Raw genomic sequence first — 16,438 nt, 5'->3', positions numbered from 1 at the left:
TTCCCTGCGGCGGTGCGGTCACTGCACCCGCCACCAGGAGGCCGCCGTCCACGGGGCTCCGGGCGGACCGGAGCCACCGGATCGAGCGAGGAGGACGCAATGCCAAGCATGCCGCCCAGCCGTTCCACCGCACTTGGGCCAGACGGGCCGTTCCGACGGGCCGTGCAACATCCCGGCCGACGGGTGCGGTCCGGCCGGGCCTGGTACCCGGGCGGGAGCGGTCGGCCGGTACGGCCGCTGAATACCGGCTGCGGCCGCGGAGGCGAGCGTTGAGTCCCCAGATCGTCGGGTCGCCGGCCGCACCGGGTGCCGCCGCGGAACCCGACCGCGTACCGGTGACCGTTCCCGCCGCCACCGACGGCGAAGCCCTGGTCGCCACAGCCGACCCTGCCGCTCCAGGTGCTCCCGGTGCTCCCGGTACTTCGGTAGCGGGGCCTGCCGCCGCCGAACCGGCCAACTCCGGCGCCACGATGGCCGGCTCGACCACTGCCGTCGCCGCCGCCGTCACCGCTGCCGCCGCGACCACCACGGCGCTGCCCGGACTGCCGCAGGCGCTCAGCACCCGGGCCCGCACGCTGGCCGGCGCCGTCCGGCGGCGCTGCGTGGACCTGGCCCGGATCGAGTCGCCCAGTGGTGACGCACCCCGACTCGACGCGCTCGCCGAGGAGTTGGCGGCCGGATTCCGCGCCACCGGGGCCACCGCCCGCCGCGAACCCGGTCCGGCCGGGGACCACCTGGTGCTGGAGTGGGAGGGACGGGACGAGACCCTGCCCCATCTGCTGATCGTCGGCCACCACGACACCGTCTGGCCGGCCGGCACCCTGGCGGACTGGCCGGTGACCGAGCAGGACGGGCGGCTCACCGGGCCCGGCGTGGTCGACATGAAGGGCGGACTCGCCATCCTGGAGGGCGCGTTGGCGCTGCTCGCGGACCTGGGGCAGCGGCCGCACCGCACCGTGCGACTGGTCGTGGTGTCCGACGAGGAGGTCGGCAGCCCGGACGGGCGGCGTCTGGTCGAGCGCCAACTACGCGGCGCGGCAGCAGTCTTGGGGCTGGAGCCGCCGCACCCGGACGGCCGGTTGAAGACCGCGCGGCGCGGCAGCACCCGGGTGCGGCTCACCGTCACCGGCCGGGAGGCCCACGCGGGCAACGACGCCCACGACGGGGTGTCGGCGGTGGACGAACTCGTCGACCAGCTCGTGCTCGTCCGGGGTCTGGCCGGTCAGCCGGGCACCGAGCTCAACGCCGGTCGGATCAGCGGCGGTTCGCGGGCCAACGTGGTCGCCGGACGGGCCGAGGCGGAGCTGGGGCTGCGCTTCTCCACCGTCGAGGCGCAGCGCCGTACGCTCGACAACCTGGCCCGGCTGACCGCGCTGCGGCCGGGGGCGCGGGTGCGGACGGAGGTGTTGTCCAGCCGGCCGGCCTGGCCCGAGCGGAGCGGCAACCCGCTGCTGAGGCACGTGCGTTCGCTCGCCGCGGTGCTCGGGCAGCAGCTGGACGGCGCGCCGGCGGGCGGGGCCGGGGACACCAACCTGCCGGGCTCGCGCGGGCTGCCGACCCTGGACGGCTTCGGCGCGGTGGGCGCCGGTGCCCACGCCCGGCACGAGTACATCCGGCTGGACCAGATCGCTCCGCGGATCGCCCTGCTGGCGACGCTGCTCGCGGTGCCGCTGCCGCGACTGCGGGACCGCGGGGAGGGGTGAGCCGGGACGGCTGACAGGTCACAGCTGGCAGCCGACGGATGACAGCGGACAGGTAACAGATCACAGATGACGGATAACAGCTGACAGATTTCAGATTCTGTCAGCTGTTATCCGTTTCCCGGCGGCTCCCGGCGGCTCCCGGCGGCTCCCGGCGGCTCCCCGGCAGCTCCCCGTCTCTCCCGGCGCCTCGTTCGTCCCTTGCCATCCCTCCGCTCCGCCGCGCAGAATGGTACCGACCGAACGGTCAGTCGGTCGCGCTTACGTGAAAGGGGACCGTGGTGACAGCAGAGGTGGCCGAGGCGGTCCCCGCGCAGACGCCGGAGGACCGGTTCGACGCGGTGATCGCGGCCGAGCAGCGGATCGAACCCAGGGACTGGATGCCCGACGCCTACCGGGCCACGCTGATCCGCCAGATCGCCCAGCACGCCCACTCCGAGATCATCGGCATGCAGCCGGAGGGCAACTGGCTCACCCGGGCCCCCTCGCTGCGCCGCAAGGCCATCCTGCTGGCCAAGGCCCAGGACGAGGCGGGGCACGGCCTCTACCTCTACGCCGCCGCCGAGACCCTCGGCGTCGACCGTGCCGAGCTCACCGAGAAGCTGATCAGCGGCCGCCAGAAGTACTCCTCGATCTTCAACTACCCCACCCTCACCTTCGCCGACGTCGGCGTGATCGGCTGGCTGGTGGACGGCGCCGCGATCTGCAACCAGGTCCCGCTCTGCCGCTGCAGCTACGGCCCGTACGCCCGGGCGATGGTGCGGGTCTGCAAGGAGGAGTCCTTCCACCAGCGCCAGGGCTACGAGCTCCTGATGACCCTGATGCGCGGCACCGAAGGCCAGCGCCGGATGGTCCAGGACGCGGTGGACCGCTGGTGGTGGCCGTCGCTGATGATGTTCGGCCCGCCGGACGCCGACTCGCCGAACACCGCCCGCTCGATGGCCTGGCGGATCAAGCGCCACACCAACGACGAGCTCCGGCAGCGCTTCGTCGACATGACCGTGCCGCAGGCCGAGCACCTGGGTGTCACCCTCCCCGACCCCGAGCTGCGCTGGAACGAGGAGCGCGGCGGCTGGGACTTCGGCGAGCCGGACTGGGCCGAGCTGACCAGGGTCATCCAGGGCCAGGGCCCGTGCAACGTCCAGCGGATCGACCGCCGCCGGGCCGCCCACGAGGAGGGCGCCTGGGTGCGCGAGGCGGCCGTCGCCTACGCGGCCAAGCGCGCCGCCGAAGCAGCCGACGCCGCACCCGCACCCGCGGCCGCCGGGCCGCAGACCCCCGAACAGGAGAACGGAAAGTGACCGAGCCCCAGCCGGCGCCCCAGCCGGAGCCCCAGCCCGAGTCCAAGGCCGGCTGGCCGTTGTACGAGGTGTTCGTGCGCCCCCGGCGCGGCCTGAACCACGTCCACGTGGGCTCGCTGCACGCCTCCGACGACCGGATGGCCCTGCTCGCCGCCCGCGACCTGTACACCCGCCGCAACGAGGGCGTCAGCCTCTGGGTGGTCCGCTCGGCCGCGATCACCGCCTCCACCCCGGACGAGCGCGACCCGTTCTTCGAGCCCAGCGGCGACAAGGTCTACCGCCACCCGACCTTCTACGACATCCCCGAGGATGTCCCGCACATCTGACGGGGGAGCCACCGTGCACGACCACACCGCGTCCGCCACCGAGGACGACCACGTCTACCTCAGCCTCGCCGGAGCCACGCCCGGCCCCGAGGGCGAGGGCCGCTGGGCGTACGGGACGGGCTTCGCCGACCCGCTGCTCGGCGTGGACACCGCCCTGCCCGACGGCCTGGCCGGTCCGGACCTCGCCGCCTACTGCCAGATGCTCGGCGACGACGCCCTGGTGCTCGCCCAACGGCTGATCGAGTGGTGCACCCGGGCACCCGAGCTGGAGGAGGAGGTCGCGCTCGCCAACCTCGGCCTCGACCTGCTCGGCCAGGCCCGGCTGCTGCTCACCCGGGCCGGTCAGGCGGACGGCTCCGGCCGCACCGAGGACGACCTGGCGTACTGGCGGGAGGAGCACGAGTTCCGCAACGTCCGCCTGGTGGAGGCCCCGAACGGCGACTTCGCGTTCTCGGTCGCCCGGCTGCTGCTGTTCGCCACCGCCCGCGGCGCGCTGTACGAGGAGCTGAGCGCGCACCCGGACCCGGTGCTGGCCGCGGTCGCGGCCCGGGGTGTCAAGGAGCTGGCGTACCACCGCGAGTACGCCACCGCCTGGACGCTGCGGCTCGGCGACGGCACGCCGTACTCGGCGGAGCGGATGCAGGCGGGGCTGGACGCGGTCTGGCCGCTGCTGGAGGAGTTGTTCACCGCGCACCCGGTGGAGCTGCGGGCCGGCGTCGACCCGGCGGGGCTGCGCGAGCCGGTGCTGCGGGAGCTGGCCGCCGTCCTCGCCGAGGCCGGGCTGACCGTGCCGGACGTTCCGCCGCTGGCCACCGTGCTGGGCCGGGCCGGCCGGGACGGGGTGCACACCGAAGTGCTCGGCCCGCTGCTCGCCGAGCTGCAGGCGGTGGCCCGCGCGCACCCGGGGGCGACGTGGTGACGGGCACCGCGGACACCGTCCGCGACCTGGCCTGGGAGGTCGCCGCGGCCGTCCCGGACCCGGAGCTGCCGATGCTCACCCTGGCCGACCTGGGCGTGCTGGCCGGCGTCGAGGTGGACGGCGGCAGCGGCACGGTGACCGCCTGGCTGACCCCGACGTACTCGGGCTGCCCGGCCGTCGCCGAGATGGCCGCCGACGTCGACCGCCGGCTGCGCGCCGCCGGGTACCCGGACGTCCGGGTGCGGCTGCGGCTGAACCCGCCCTGGTCCACCGACCTGATCACCGCCGAGGGCCGCCGCAAGCTCGCCGAGGCGGGCATCGCCCCGCCGCGCCCCACCTCGGCCCTCGCCCCCGCCACGGGGCCGGTCCCGCTCGCCCTCGGTCCCACCCGCACCGGAGCCGCGGCCCCCGTGCCCTGCCCGCACTGCGGCGGCACCGACACGGAGGAGCTATCCCGCTTCGGCTCCACCGCCTGCAAGGCGCTCTGGCGCTGCCGCGCCTGCCGCGAGCCGTTCGAACGCGTCAAGGAGATCTGAATGCCCGCCGCTACCCCTGTGTCGGACCCCGTTCGCCCGGCCCGCCGCCCGGCCTTCCACCGGCTGCGGATCGACCGGGTGGAGCGGCTCTGCGAGGACGCCGTGGCGGTGACCTTCGCGGTGCCGGACGGCCTGGCGGCCGAGTACGCGTTCCGGCCCGGGCAGACGCTGACCCTGCGCAAGCTGGTGGACGGCGCGGACGAGCGCCGCTCGTACTCGATCTGCGCCCCGGTCGGCGGGCCGCTGCGGATCGCCGTCCGGGAAGTGCCCGGCGGGCTGTTCTCGCGCTGGCTGGTGCGCGAGGCCCGGCCTGGTGAGGAGGTCGAGGTACTGACCCCGTCCGGCCTGTTCACCCCCGAGCTCGGCGAGCCCGCCGACCACGTGCTGCTCGCGGCCGGCTCCGGCATCACCCCGATGCTGTCGATCGCCGCCTCCGTGCTGGCCGCCGACCGCCGCTCCACCGTCACCCTGCTCTACGGCAACCGGCGCAGCGACACCGTGATGTTCGCGGACGAGCTGGCCGACCTGAAGGACCGCTACCTCGGCCGCTTCCAGCTGGTCCACGTGCTCTCCCGGGAGACCAGGGACGCCGAACTGCTCAGCGGCCGGCTGGACCCGGAGCGGGTCCGGGCGCTGCTGACGGCGCTGGTGGACGTCGGCGCGGTCGGGCACTGGTGGCTGTGCGGCCCGTTCGGCATGGTCGCCGGGGCGAAGGAACTGCTCGCCGGCCTGGCGGTGCCCGGCGAGCGGGTGCACCAGGAGCTGTTCCACGCCGAGGACGAGCCGCTCGCCGAGCGCGACGAGGACTGGGACGGCACGGACGGCGAGGCCTCGGGCACGCCCGGCGAGCGCAGCGAGGTCACCGTCGTCCTCGACGGGCGCGGCAGCACCCTCACCCTCCCGCGCGACCGCTCGATCCTGGACGGCGCCCAGCGCTCCCGCCCCGACCTGCCGTTCGCCTGCAAGGGCGGGGTCTGCGGCACCTGCCGGGCGCTGGTCACCGAGGGCGAGGTGGAGATGCGCCGCAACTTCGCGCTGGAGGAGAAGGAGCTGGCGGCCGGTTACGTGCTCACCTGCCAGGCCCGGCCGGTTACCGACCGGGTCACCGTCGACTACGACCGCTGAGGCGGGCCGTCAGACGGTGGCGGGGGCCAGGACGGGGGCCTGCGGGGGCTCGTGGGCGGGTTCGTGCGGGGGCTCGTGGGTGGGCTTGGGCCAGGCCGCCTCGGCCGGGTCCCCGAGGAGTTTGACCAGGTCGTTGACGGCGGCGCGGCCCGCCCGGTTGGCGCCGACGGTGCTGGCGGACGGGCCGTAGCCGACCAGGTGGACGCGGGGGTCGGCGGTGGCGCGGGTGCCGGTCAGCGCGATCCCGCCACCGGGGGAGCGCAGGCCGAGCGGCGCGAGGTGGCCGACCTCGGGGCGGAAGCCGGTCGCCCAGACGATCGCGTCCACCGTCAGCTCCTCATCGCCCCAGGCGGCCCCGTGCTCGGTGAGCCGGTCGAACATCGGCCGGCGGTGCAGCGCGCCCAGCTCCTCGGCGCGGCGGTAGGCGACCGAGGGGCCGAGGCCGGTCACGCTCACCACGCTGCGCACCGGCAGGCCCTGGCGGACCCGCTCCTCGACCTTGGCGACCACCGCGCGCCCGTACTCGGGGGTGAACGGGCCCTCGTGGTAGACGGGTTCGGAGCGGGTGGCCCAGACCGTCTCGCCGACCGCGGCGACCTCCGAGAGCACCTGGATCGCCGAGGCGCCGCCGCCCACCACCAGGACGCGCCGGCCCGCGAACTCCTCGGGCCCGCGGTACTCGGCGTAGTGCAGCTGACGGCCCGCGAAGTGGCCCGGGTAGTGGGGGAGGAAGGGGCGGGTCCAGGTGCCGGTGGCGTTGATCAGTGCCCGGGTGGACCAGGTGCCGCGGTCGGTCTCGACCAGCAGCCGGGAGTCGGGGTGCTCGGACTCGGGGCGCACCGCGTGGACCGCGACCGGGCGTACGACCGGGAGCGCGTGCCGGGTTTCGTACGCCGTGAAGTACCCCGGCACCACCTCCCGGGCGCGGGCCTCCGGGTCGGGCGCCGGGAGTTCGGCGTCCGGGAGGTCGTGGAAGCCGTGCACGGTGGCCATCCGCAAGGAGGGCGAGCGGTGCGCCCAGGCACCGCCGGGGGTGGCGTTGGCGTCGAGGACGACGAAGCCGCCGTCGACTCCCTCCTCGTAGGGCGCGAAGCCGCGGCGGCCGAGGTGGTAGGCGGCGGACAGTCCGGCCTGTCCGGCGCCCACCACCAGGACGTCCACGAGTCGCCGACCGGCCGCGTTGGTTGCACCGTAAACAGTCACGCCCGTGAAACATCGGGGGGTCGGTGGCTGTTCCCGTGAGGGGCCCGCGGTGCGGGGGCGGCGCGGGGTGGTGCGCTGCGGGGTGGTGCGATGTGTGGGCAGGGGTGCGGGTGGGGTGGCTCAGGTGATGGGGGAGATCACCGCGGCGGTGCCGTACGCGCAGATCTCGGTGCCGACGTCCGCCGCCTCCGTCACGTCGAAGCGCATCATCAGGACGGCGTTGCCGCCGCGCGCCTTGGCCTGCTCGACCAGTCGCTGCATCGCCTCGTTGCGGCTCTCGACCAGGGTCTTCGTCAGACCCCGCAGCTCGCCGCCGATCAGCGACTTCAGCCCGGCGCCGATCTGGCTGCCGATGTGGCGGCTGCGCACGGTCAGCCCGAAGACCTCGCCGATCACGTGATCGACCCGGAATCCGGGGATGTCGTTGGTGGTCACGACCATGACGTCGGCGTTCGGGCCCTGCCCGCCGCCGAACTCGTTGATGTCAGCCATGGGGGCCATCCTGCCGGTGTCGTGCGTCCGGGTGACAGAGGCGCGGCCGCGAGGTGGCCGAGATGGGTCTCCGGAAGCTGGTTCAGACCGGTGATCGGGCGGCCGAAAGGCCGTACCGTAGCCCCATGGGCGAGCGAAGCGATCATCCGCAGGGGCCGGGCGCGGCGGAGTACTCCGACGCGCCGGAGATCGAGGCGACGGTGGTGCTGGGCCTGCGGATCACCGACTGGCCGGCGCTGCGCGCGGCCGCGATCAGGGCCGTCGAGGAACTGGACTTCGAGGGCATCGACCCGGCGGGCCAGCGCCGTGAACTGCTGCGCGAGGTGGCCGAGGACGCCAACGCGGCGCTCGGCGCACTGCTGCACCCCGACCGGCTGGTGGCCGCGATCCCCGGGGTGGAGGCGATCGGCGGCACGCTGGAGATCAGCGTCACCGAGGACTTCACCCCGGACTTCGCCGAACTGTTCCCGCTGGACGGCGAGGAGGAGGACGGCGGCGCGGGCGCGGACTGGACCCTCACCCCGCGCACCGCCTGCCTGCTGCACGCCCAGCTGCTCGGCCTGGCCGACGCCGCCTACGACGACCTCGACGAACACGGGGACGACCCGGTCGTCGACGGCGAGGACGTCGACTGGACGGTCTTCGCCCGGCTGCCCCAGCGCACGTGGCGGCTGCACCGCGGCTGGCGGCGCACCATGGCCCGCGCCTTCGACGACCTGGCCGACGACCTCGCGCTCGGCGAATGGCCGCTGCCGCGCTGCCTGGCCGAGGAACTCGCGCTGCGGATGGCCCTGGTGGACGCCCGGACCCTGCTGGGCTCCCAGCCCGAATCGGTGGCCGACATGATGGGCGACCTCCCGGCCGATCTCTACGACTACGACTGGGACGGCTGCCACGACGAACTGTTCGGCGCGTACGGGCCGGACGACGGGGACCCGGAGCTCGGCGCGGAGCAGCGCACCGAACTGCTGCTGGCCGCGACGCACCCCGAGGGATGGTTCCTGATCTACGAGGACGCGGAGGAGCGGGACCCGCAGCGCGGCTACCGGCGCTGAGCGGGCGTCGGTCGGGGGCCGGGGGCTAGGCTGCCGACATGTCCGATGTGTCTGGTGTGCGCGGTGTGCCCTCGGGGGATTCGGGCCCGGGGGAGTCGGGTTCGGGCGGGCCGGGGACGGCGGTGGACGAGTCGGCGCTGGGGCGGATCGCGCTCGGGCTGGACGGTGTGCGGGCGGCGCAGCGCGGGCGGACCGCCGAGGCGCGGACCAGCTTCGAGGCCCTGTGGGACGAACTGGGCGAGCGGGACGTCTTCCACCGCTGCGTCCTGGCGCACTATCTGGCCGACCTGCAGGACGACCCCCGGGCCGAACTGGAGTGGGACCGGCGGGCCCTCGCGGCGGCCGACTCGCTGACCGCCGAGCGCGCCGCGACGTACGAGTCCGCCCTCCAGGTGCGGGCCTTCTACCCCTCGCTGCACCTCAACCTGGCCTCCGACCATCTCAAGCTCGGGGAGCCCGACCTGGCGCGCGAGCAGCTGGAACGGGCGGTGCGGAGCCTGGACGCGCTGCCGGAGGACGCGTACAGCGCGGGGATCCGGGCGGCGGTGGACGAGCTGCGGCAGCGGCTGCGCTGAGCAGCGACCGTCGGGCCCGGGGCGCGGTACGGAGGTGGTGCGGGCGGGGTGCGGGGGTGGGCCGGGGCGGTGGGGGTGGGGCTGGCATGCTGGACGGGTGACTTCTCCGTTCGATGACCCGGCCCCCGTTCCCGCCCCCGGCGCCGTTCCCGACCCCCAGGACCGCGACGAGCGACCGCAGTACGTGCTGCCGCTGGTCGTCCGGCTGGACAAGGCGACGCCGCCAGGGCGGACGGACGCGCTGGAGACCTCGGCGCGGGCGGTGCTGACGCTGCTCGCCGACCCCCGGGTGACCGAGGTGGACGGGGAGTGGGCGGAGCGGGTCGCGGCCTGGGAGGATGCCCGGATCCGCAAGGTGGTCCGGCGGGCCCGGGGCGGGGAGTGGCGCCGGGCCGGGGAGCTGCCCGGCATCACGGTGCGGGGGCGGGAGGCGGAGGTGCGGGTGTTCCCGCCGATCCCGTTGGACGGCTGGCCGAAGGAACTCGCCAAGTTGCAGGTCTCCGGGACGGACTTGGAGGAGACCGCCGAGGTCGGCGCGCCCGAGCCGGGGCTGCCGGTGCTGTGGCTCAACCCGGGGCTGGAGATGAGCGCGGGCAAGACCATGGCCCAGACCGGCCATGCGGCGCAGCTCGCCTGGTGGCGGCTGGACGAGGCGCAGCGCAAGGAGTGGGCGGAGTCGGGCTTCGCGCTCGCGGTCCGCACGGCGGCGCCGGAGGTGTGGGAGGAGCTGGTCCGCAGCGAGCTGCCGGTGGTCCGGGACGCGGGCTTCACCGAGATCGCCCCCGGGCCGACCGTTGTGTTCGAAGGCGGCGAGCGCTACTGCCCCACCCCGCGCCTCCGGCGCCCGTGAACGCCCCGCTCTGACCCCGGCATCCTGACCCCGGCATCCTGGCCCCGGCGTCCTGACCCCGGGATGGCGATGTAGCAGGTCAGGTGCGCGCGTTCCCGGCAGTCGCATGCCCCGGCCGGGCCTTCGTGGAGGGGCGGGGGTGGCGCTCCCCCCCACGAGGCCCGGTACCGGGAATCAGGCCGTGACGAGCTCCCGCTCGCGGCCCGGTGTCGTGACCTTGGGCTTCCTGTTCGGCAGCGAGAGCCGGAAGACCTTGTGCCACGCGGAGAACACCTGCTTGGGCAGCGGCCCGGTGACGTACTCCAGCTCGTACTTCTCGAACAGCGCGCGCACCTTTACCGCGACCTCGGCGTAGCGGTTGCTCGGCAGGTCCGGGAACAGGTGGTGCTCGATCTGGTGCGACAGGTTGCCGGTCATGAAGTGCATGGCCTTGCTGCCGCTGATGTTCGCCGAGCCCATCATCTGGCGCAGGTACCACTGGCCGCGCGTCTCGCCCTTGATCGACTGGCGCTCGAAGACCTGGACGCCCTCGGGGAAGTGCCCGCACATGATCACCGAGTGGGTCCAGATGTTGCGGACCAGGTTCGCGGTGAAGGTGGCGGCGAGCGTGGTGAGGAACGACGGGCCCGACAGCAGCGGGTGGATCACGTAGTCCTTGACCACCTGCTTGCGGATCTTGCGGCCCACGGCCTTGGCCCGCTCGCGGAACTGCGGGTCCTTGCGGCGGCGCTTCTGCAGGTTCTTGCCGAGCTCCAGGTCGTACGCCGCGATGCCGTACTCGAAGAAGCAGGCGTTGAGGAAGTTCCACAGCGGCTGGCCGAGGTGGAACGGGTGCCACTTCTGGTCCTCGTCGACGCGCATGATGCCGTAGCCGAGGTCGTTGTCCTTGCCGATCACGTTGGTGTACGTGTGGTGCAGCTCGTTGTGCGAGTGCTTCCACTGCTCGGACGGCGCGACGTGATCCCACTCCCAGGTGGTGGAGTGGATCTTCGGGTCCCGCATCCAGTCCCACTGGCCGTGCAGGACGTTGTGGCCGATCTCCATGTTGTCCATGATCTTCGCCACGGACAGCCCGGCGGTGCCGAGCAGCCACGCGGGCGGGAAGATCGAGAACAGCAGCACGCCCCTGCTGGCCAGCTCGAGCTTGCGCTGCGCCGAGATGACCTTGCGGATGTAGGCGGCGTCCTTCTCGCCGCGGGCGGCGATCACCTCGTCGCGGATCGCGTCCAGCTCGCGGCCGAGCTCCTCGATCTGCTCCGCGGTCAGGTGGGCGGTGGGGTCGATGGCGGTCAAGGTGCCTCTTACCGTTCGATGTCGCAGGGGCCCGCCGCGGCGGACACGCAGGTCTGGATGAGGACGCCCGGCTCGGCCTCGGTGATGTCGCCGGTGCGCAGGTCGCGGACGGCGCCCGCCTTGAGCGGCGTGACGCAGCCGAAGCAGATGCCCATGCGGCACCCGGAGGGCATGAGCACACCGGCTTCCTCGCCGATGTCCAGCAACGGCGTGGCGCCGTCCGCGTCGACGGTCTTGCCGGTGGCGCTGAACGTGACCTCGCCGCCGTCGCCGGCGACGACGATGCGGGGGCGGAACCGTTCGGTGTGCAGGCGCTCCTGGAAGCCGTGCTCGGTCCAGTGCTCCTCTGCGGCGTCGAGCAGGCCCGCGGGCCCGCAGGCCCAGGTCTCGCGCTCGGCCCAGTCGGGCACGAGTTCGCCGAGACGGGCGATGTCGAGCGTGCCGTCCGTGGCGGTGTGCACCTCGGTGAGGCGAAGCTTCTTGTCCGCGACCAGGCCGTGCAGTTCGGTGCGGAAGATCACGTCCTGCGGCTGCGGCGCGCAGTGGACCATGACGGCGTCGTCGAACTCGGTGTCGCGCAGCATGCCCATCACGGGCGTGATGCCGCTGCCGGCCGTCAGGTAGAGCACCTTGGCGGGCTTGGCCCGCGGCAGCACGAAGTCACCGGTCGGCTGGTCGAGCTGGATCAGCGTGCCCGGTGTCGCCCTGCGGACGAGGTGGTTGCTGACCTTGCCGTCCGGGATCGCCTTCACGGTGATCGTGATGCGGCCGTCCCGGCGGTTCGTCGGCGAGGTGATGGAGTAGGCACGCCACAGGCGCTTCCCGTCGACGTCGACCCCGATCCGCACGTACTGACCGGCCGTGTGGCCGCGCCAGCCCCGTCCCGGCCTGATCACGACGGTCGCCGCGTCAGCCGTCTCGGGGTGCACGGCCTCGATGCGCCCACGCAGGTCGGCGCCCGCACGCAGCGGGCTGACCAGGTCGAGGTAGTCCGACGGCAGCAGCGGCGTCGTGACCATCTCCAGCAGCTTCCATGCCCTGCTGCGGAGGGCTGCACTCGTCATGACTCCAGCTTGCTGCGCCTCAGGGCGTAAAGTCCTGACCGTAGGACGTAAATCTGCTCGGATGAATTGTTCGCAGGGAACAAGAACATGAGCCATGCAACCCGAAGGGCCAGCGAACTGGTCCTGGACGAGACGACGGTCACCGCGCTTCGGGCCGCGCTGACGGCCACCGCCGACGAGGTCGTCGAGGCGATCATCGACGAAGTCCCTCCCTATGCCAACGCCCTTTCGGGCCGCATGGGCGGCACCATCCGCCGAGCCGTCCGCACCGCCCTGGGGCACTACCTGGACCTCGCGAGCGGGAACGCCACGGGTGGCGACGCCGGTGACGCGGCCTACGAGCTGGGCCGCGGCGAGGTGCGCGACGGCCGTTCGATGGACGCCCTGCTCGGCGCCTACCGCGTCGGCGCCCGCGTGGCCTGGCGATGCCTGGCAGCGGGTGCCGTACCCGCAGGTCTGCCCGCCGCCGAGGTCGCCAAGTTCGCCGAACTGACCTTCGCCTACATCGACGAACTCTCCGCCGCGAGCGCCGCGGGCCATGCCGACGAACTGGCCGCCCGGGGCAGGGCCCACGAGCGCCACCTGGAACACCTGGCCCGCGACCTCCTCGCCGGCGCGAGCCCGGAGGTGTTGCTGGCCGCTGTTCAACGGGCCGGGTGGCAGCCCCCGGTTTCGCTGACCGCGGTCCTGCTGCCCGCGGCCCAGGCCCGGCCCGCCTACCGCGCGCTCGACCCGAGCACTCTCGTGCTCGACGATCTGCCGGACGCCACCGGTGTCCTGCTCGTCCCCGACGCCGAACGATCACACCTCTTGCGGCAGCTGACCGACCGCACCGCCGTGGTCGGCCCGGCACGGCCATGGACTCGTGCGTCCGCCTCGTACGCACGAGCCCTACGCGCGCGCTCCCTCTCCGCCGATATTCGCGACACCGAGGACCACCTGCCCGAGCTGGTGCTGAGCGCCGACGTGGACGCGTTCGCAGACCTGCGTGCCCGAGCCCTCGCACCGTTGCGGACCTTGCCCGTCGCGACCGCGCGGCGGCTGGAGGAGACGTTGCGGGCGTGGCTGCTGCACCAGGGCAGGCGGGACGAGGTGGCGGCGGAGTTGTTCGTCCATCCTCAGACAGTCCGGTACCGGATGTCGCAGCTGCGGGAGCTGTTTCCGGATCTCGCATCGCCACACCGGGTCCTCGAACTGACCCTGGCGGTGGGGCTTCGGGTGTGCTTGCCGGAGTAGTAGCCGCGAAGTCGCTCGGTCTCCCCCGAGTCCACGCCGACCAGGGTGCCCGACGCCCGACGTGCAGACCAAGATCAATGCAACCCGAACAACCCTCCCTGTCCACCTTGCGCGTTCAGGTGCTCCTCGGCTTCGCCGCCGCCTGCGTGATGAACCTGGGCAAGAGGTAGGCCCGGCGAAGACGACGAAGCCCCGACCGGCAACGGATGGGCCCCGTCACGCCACCCTGACCGCACCCCTCTGGCTGTCATCTGTTCGCCGTCGTCCGTCAGTCGTCAGTCGTCAGTCCTCCGGTGTCCGTCCGACGCTCGCCTACGCGTCCGAGGTCTGGTGCCGGCGCATCGCCCGCAGGCCGCCGTACACGGCCGCGGCTGTCCAGAGTGCCATGATCAGCAGTCCCGTCCAGTGCCCGTAGTGGACGTCCGGCTCCGCCTGGGTGCGCATCGCGTACAGGCCGGCCCGGTCGGGCAGGAACTGGCCCGCTTCGCGGACGCCGGGGATCGCGGCCAGCCAGGTGGTGCCGAGGAAGACCATCGGGGTGAGCAGTCCGAGGGCCGCGCTGAAGTTGCCCAGCATCGCGGTCAGCCCGAGGCAGAGCAGCACCATCAGCGGGTGGTAGAGCACTCCGGCCAGGAAGCTGCGGGCCAGACCGGGGGTGGAGAGGTCCAGCCCGGCCGTGGCGTCGACGGCGAGGAAGCAGCACGCGGTCGTGACCAGGCCCAGCAGCAGGCCCAGTCCGGCGCCGAGGGCGAGCTTGGCGCCGTACAGTCGCCCGCGCCCGGGGACGGCGGTGAGCGAGGTGCCGATCATGCGGGTGTTGAACTCCTGCCCGATCAGCAGGATCCCGAGGCAGGCCACCGCGACGTGGCCGAACAGCAGCCCGTAGTAGATCGTGTCGGCCGGGTCCTTGCCGGACCCGGGCGCCGGTGCGCCCTCGGACGCGCTGACGGCCGCGCTGACGCCGACGGTCAGCACCAGGGCGGTCAGCGGGGCCGCCCACTGTGAGGGCAGGGTGGTGAACTTGATCCGTTCGGCGCGCAGGGCGTTGCCGAAGCCGGGCATCCTCATCTCTCCTTCGCGCGAAGTCACTTGGCGCGCCGCAGGGCGCGCAGGCCGCCGTACACGGCCGCGCCCGTCCAGAGCGCCATGATCAGCAGTCCGGTCCAGTGCCCGTACACGGTGTGCGGGTCGTCGGTGTAGTGCAGTGCGTACTGGCCGGCCCGGTCGGGCAGGAACTGCACCACGTCCCGTGCGCCGGGTACGCCGGCGAGCAGGGGCGAGAGCAGGAAGACGGTCGGGCCCAGCAGGCCCATGGCGGCGGTGAGGTTGCCGAGCAGCGTGGTCGCCCCGAGGCAGAGCACCACCAGCAGCGCCGGGTAGAGCACTCCGGCCGTGGCCGCGCGGGCGAAGGCGGGGCCGTGCCACTCGGCGGGGACGGTGGCCGCGTACCCGGCGAAGGCGCCCGCCGTGCCGAGTGCGCCCGCGCCGAGGCCGATGAGGGCGCCCAACGCCAGTTTGGCGCCGTACAGTCGGCCGCGTCGGGGGACGGCGGTGAGCGAGACGTCGAGCATCCGGGTGTTGAACTCCTGCCCGATCAGCAGGACTCCGAAGGCGACCAGGGCGGCCTGGCCGAAGTTGAGCCCGTAGAAGACGCCGATGCCCGGGTCGTCGGTGATGTTGTGGTCCTTGCCGCCGAGGGACGCGCCGACCCCGGCGGTGACGCCGGCGGTGAGCAGGACGGCGATCAGCGGCGGGAGCCAGAGCGAGCGGAGGGTGGTGAGCTTGATCCGTTCGGCGCGGAGGGCGCAGGCCAGGGCGTTCATCCGGTGGCCTCGGCGCGGTACTCGACACTGTCGGCGGTCATCCGCATGAACGCCTCCTCCAGCGAGTCCTGTTGGACCGCGATCTCGTACAGCACCACACCGCTGGCGGCGGCCAGGGCGGCGATCCGCTCGGGGTCGACGCCGGTCACCTCCCAGGCCCCGTCGTCGACCTGTTCCGCGGTGAAGCCGCGGTCGCCGGCGCCGAGCAGGGCGGCCAGTTTGGCCGGGTCGACGGCCCGGATCCGGATCCGGGTCCGGCCGTGGCGGTCGATGAAGTCGGTGGTGGCGGCGTCCGCGAGCAGCCGGCCGCGGCCGATCACCACCAAGTGGTCCGCGGTGAGCGCCATTTCGGTCATCAGGTGGGAGGAGACCAGCACCGCCCGGCCCTCGGCGGCGAGCTCCCGCAGCAGGCCCCGGATCCAGCGGATGCCTTCCGGGTCCAGGCCGTTGACCGGTTCGTCCAGCAGCAGCACCGGCGGGTCGCCGAGCAACGCGGCGGCCACTCCCAGGCGTTGGCGCATCCCGAGCGAGAAGCCCCGGATCCGCCGCCCCGCCGCCTCCGCCAGCCCGACCTGGCCGAGCACCTCGCCGACCCGCCGCTCCGGCAGGCCGTTGCTCGCGGCGAGCCAGCGCAGGTGGCCCTGCGCGGTCCGCCCGCCGTGCAGGGCCTGGGCGTCCAGCAGCGCGCCCACCTGCCGCAGCGGCTCGGCGAGTTCGGTGTACGGGCGGCCGCCGACCAGGGCGCGCCCGGCGGTGGGGCGGTCCAGGCCGAGGACCATCCGCATGGTGGTGCTCTTCCCGGCGCCGTTCGGGCCGAGGAAGCCGGTCACCACGCCCGGCCGGACCTCGAAGGACAGGTCATCGACGACCCTCCGGCCGTCGTACTCCTTGGTCAGACGCTGGATCTCGATCACGGCCGCCGTCCCTCCTCGCTGGTGGT

At 73.5% G+C, this 16,438-nt stretch carries 17 protein-coding genes; 10 read left to right on the top strand and 7 right to left on the bottom strand.

Annotated elements, in window-relative coordinates:
• Positions 1-335 precede the first annotated feature (335 nt).
• From ACZ3YL_RS02195 to paaE, 6 genes are all read left to right on the top strand, one after another.
• Positions 336-1,703, top strand: a complete 1,368-nt coding sequence (locus ACZ3YL_RS02195) for a M20 family metallopeptidase (protein ID WP_317621444.1) — start codon at positions 336-338, stop codon at positions 1,701-1,703.
• A gap of 278 nt (positions 1,704-1,981) precedes the next feature.
• Entirely contained in the window at positions 1,982-3,001 is a 1,020-nt protein-coding gene (paaA, locus tag ACZ3YL_RS02190) for a 1,2-phenylacetyl-CoA epoxidase subunit PaaA (RefSeq protein ID WP_465654770.1), read from the top strand.
• A complete protein-coding gene (gene paaB, locus ACZ3YL_RS02185) occupies positions 2,998-3,327 on the top strand; it encodes a 1,2-phenylacetyl-CoA epoxidase subunit PaaB (RefSeq protein ID WP_188309230.1) in 330 nt (109 codons plus the stop codon). The genes paaA and paaB overlap by 4 nt, the downstream gene beginning before the upstream one ends.
• Positions 3,311-4,246: a 1,2-phenylacetyl-CoA epoxidase subunit PaaC gene (paaC, locus tag ACZ3YL_RS02180; RefSeq protein ID WP_188309231.1), complete on the top strand. Its 936-nt coding sequence runs from the start codon at positions 3,311-3,313 to the stop codon at positions 4,244-4,246. The genes paaB and paaC overlap by 17 nt, the downstream gene beginning before the upstream one ends.
• A complete protein-coding gene (gene paaD, locus ACZ3YL_RS02175; RefSeq protein ID WP_188309232.1) occupies positions 4,240-4,782 on the top strand; it encodes a 1,2-phenylacetyl-CoA epoxidase subunit PaaD in 543 nt (180 codons plus the stop codon). Before paaC ends, paaD begins: the two co-directional genes overlap by 7 nt.
• Positions 4,783-5,907 (top strand): 1,2-phenylacetyl-CoA epoxidase subunit PaaE, encoded by a 1,125-nt coding sequence (paaE, locus tag ACZ3YL_RS02170; protein ID WP_188309233.1) that lies wholly within the window; start codon positions 4,783-4,785, stop codon positions 5,905-5,907. It abuts the gene before it with no gap.
• A gap of 9 nt (positions 5,908-5,916) precedes the next feature.
• On the opposite strand, the gene ACZ3YL_RS02165 is transcribed toward paaE, so the two are convergent.
• Both ACZ3YL_RS02165 and ACZ3YL_RS02160 read right to left on the bottom strand, forming a co-directional pair.
• Entirely contained in the window at positions 5,917-7,110 is a 1,194-nt protein-coding gene (locus tag ACZ3YL_RS02165) for an NAD(P)-binding domain-containing protein (protein WP_465654766.1), read from the bottom strand.
• 120 nt (positions 7,111-7,230) lie between these two features.
• On the bottom strand, positions 7,231-7,602 hold the full coding sequence (locus ACZ3YL_RS02160; protein WP_465654764.1) for a YbjQ family protein: 372 nt from the start codon (positions 7,600-7,602) through the stop codon (positions 7,231-7,233).
• A gap of 125 nt (positions 7,603-7,727) precedes the next feature.
• On the opposite strand from ACZ3YL_RS02160, the gene ACZ3YL_RS02155 reads away from it, so the two are divergent.
• From ACZ3YL_RS02155 to ACZ3YL_RS02145, 3 genes are all read left to right on the top strand, one after another.
• On the top strand, positions 7,728-8,657 hold the full coding sequence (locus tag ACZ3YL_RS02155) for a hypothetical protein (protein WP_465654762.1): 930 nt from the start codon (positions 7,728-7,730) through the stop codon (positions 8,655-8,657).
• 38 nt (positions 8,658-8,695) lie between these two features.
• A complete protein-coding gene (locus tag ACZ3YL_RS02150) occupies positions 8,696-9,232 on the top strand; it encodes a hypothetical protein (RefSeq protein ID WP_465654760.1) in 537 nt (178 codons plus the stop codon).
• A gap of 97 nt (positions 9,233-9,329) precedes the next feature.
• On the top strand, positions 9,330-10,082 hold the full coding sequence (locus ACZ3YL_RS02145; protein WP_465654758.1) for a peptidyl-tRNA hydrolase: 753 nt from the start codon (positions 9,330-9,332) through the stop codon (positions 10,080-10,082).
• A 174-nt stretch (positions 10,083-10,256) separates the two neighbouring features.
• Here ACZ3YL_RS02145 and ACZ3YL_RS02140 read toward each other — a convergent pair whose 3' ends face one another.
• Positions 10,257-11,375, bottom strand: coding sequence for a fatty acid desaturase family protein (locus ACZ3YL_RS02140; protein WP_188309239.1), 1,119 nt, complete (start codon positions 11,373-11,375; stop codon positions 10,257-10,259).
• Between the two features lie 8 nt (positions 11,376-11,383).
• Entirely contained in the window at positions 11,384-12,394 is a 1,011-nt protein-coding gene (locus ACZ3YL_RS02135) for a ferredoxin reductase (protein ID WP_465655245.1), read from the bottom strand.
• A 132-nt stretch (positions 12,395-12,526) separates the two neighbouring features.
• On the opposite strand from ACZ3YL_RS02135, the gene ACZ3YL_RS02130 reads away from it, so the two are divergent.
• The gene (locus ACZ3YL_RS02130; RefSeq protein WP_188309240.1) at positions 12,527-13,675 is read left to right on the top strand and encodes a PucR family transcriptional regulator; all 1,149 of its coding nucleotides are present in this window, start codon (positions 12,527-12,529) and stop codon (positions 13,673-13,675) included.
• Positions 13,676-13,987: 312 nt separating this feature from the next.
• Here ACZ3YL_RS02130 and ACZ3YL_RS02125 read toward each other — a convergent pair whose 3' ends face one another.
• From ACZ3YL_RS02125 to ACZ3YL_RS02115, 3 genes are read right to left on the bottom strand one after another with little or no spacing between them, the layout of a single operon-like run.
• Complete coding sequence (locus tag ACZ3YL_RS02125) at positions 13,988-14,737, bottom strand: ABC transporter permease (RefSeq protein WP_188309241.1); 750 nt, start codon at positions 14,735-14,737, stop codon at positions 13,988-13,990.
• A 23-nt stretch (positions 14,738-14,760) separates the two neighbouring features.
• Positions 14,761-15,498, bottom strand: a complete 738-nt coding sequence (locus ACZ3YL_RS02120; protein WP_188309242.1) for a hypothetical protein — start codon at positions 15,496-15,498, stop codon at positions 14,761-14,763.
• The gene (locus ACZ3YL_RS02115) at positions 15,495-16,412 is read right to left on the bottom strand and encodes an ATP-binding cassette domain-containing protein (RefSeq protein ID WP_465654755.1); all 918 of its coding nucleotides are present in this window, start codon (positions 16,410-16,412) and stop codon (positions 15,495-15,497) included. Before ACZ3YL_RS02115 ends, ACZ3YL_RS02120 begins: the two co-directional genes overlap by 4 nt.
• Positions 16,413-16,438 lie beyond the last annotated feature (26 nt).

The organism is Kitasatospora sp. NPDC023176 (assembly GCF_055560495.1).
This window is presented reverse-complemented; position numbering and strand designations above follow the sequence as displayed.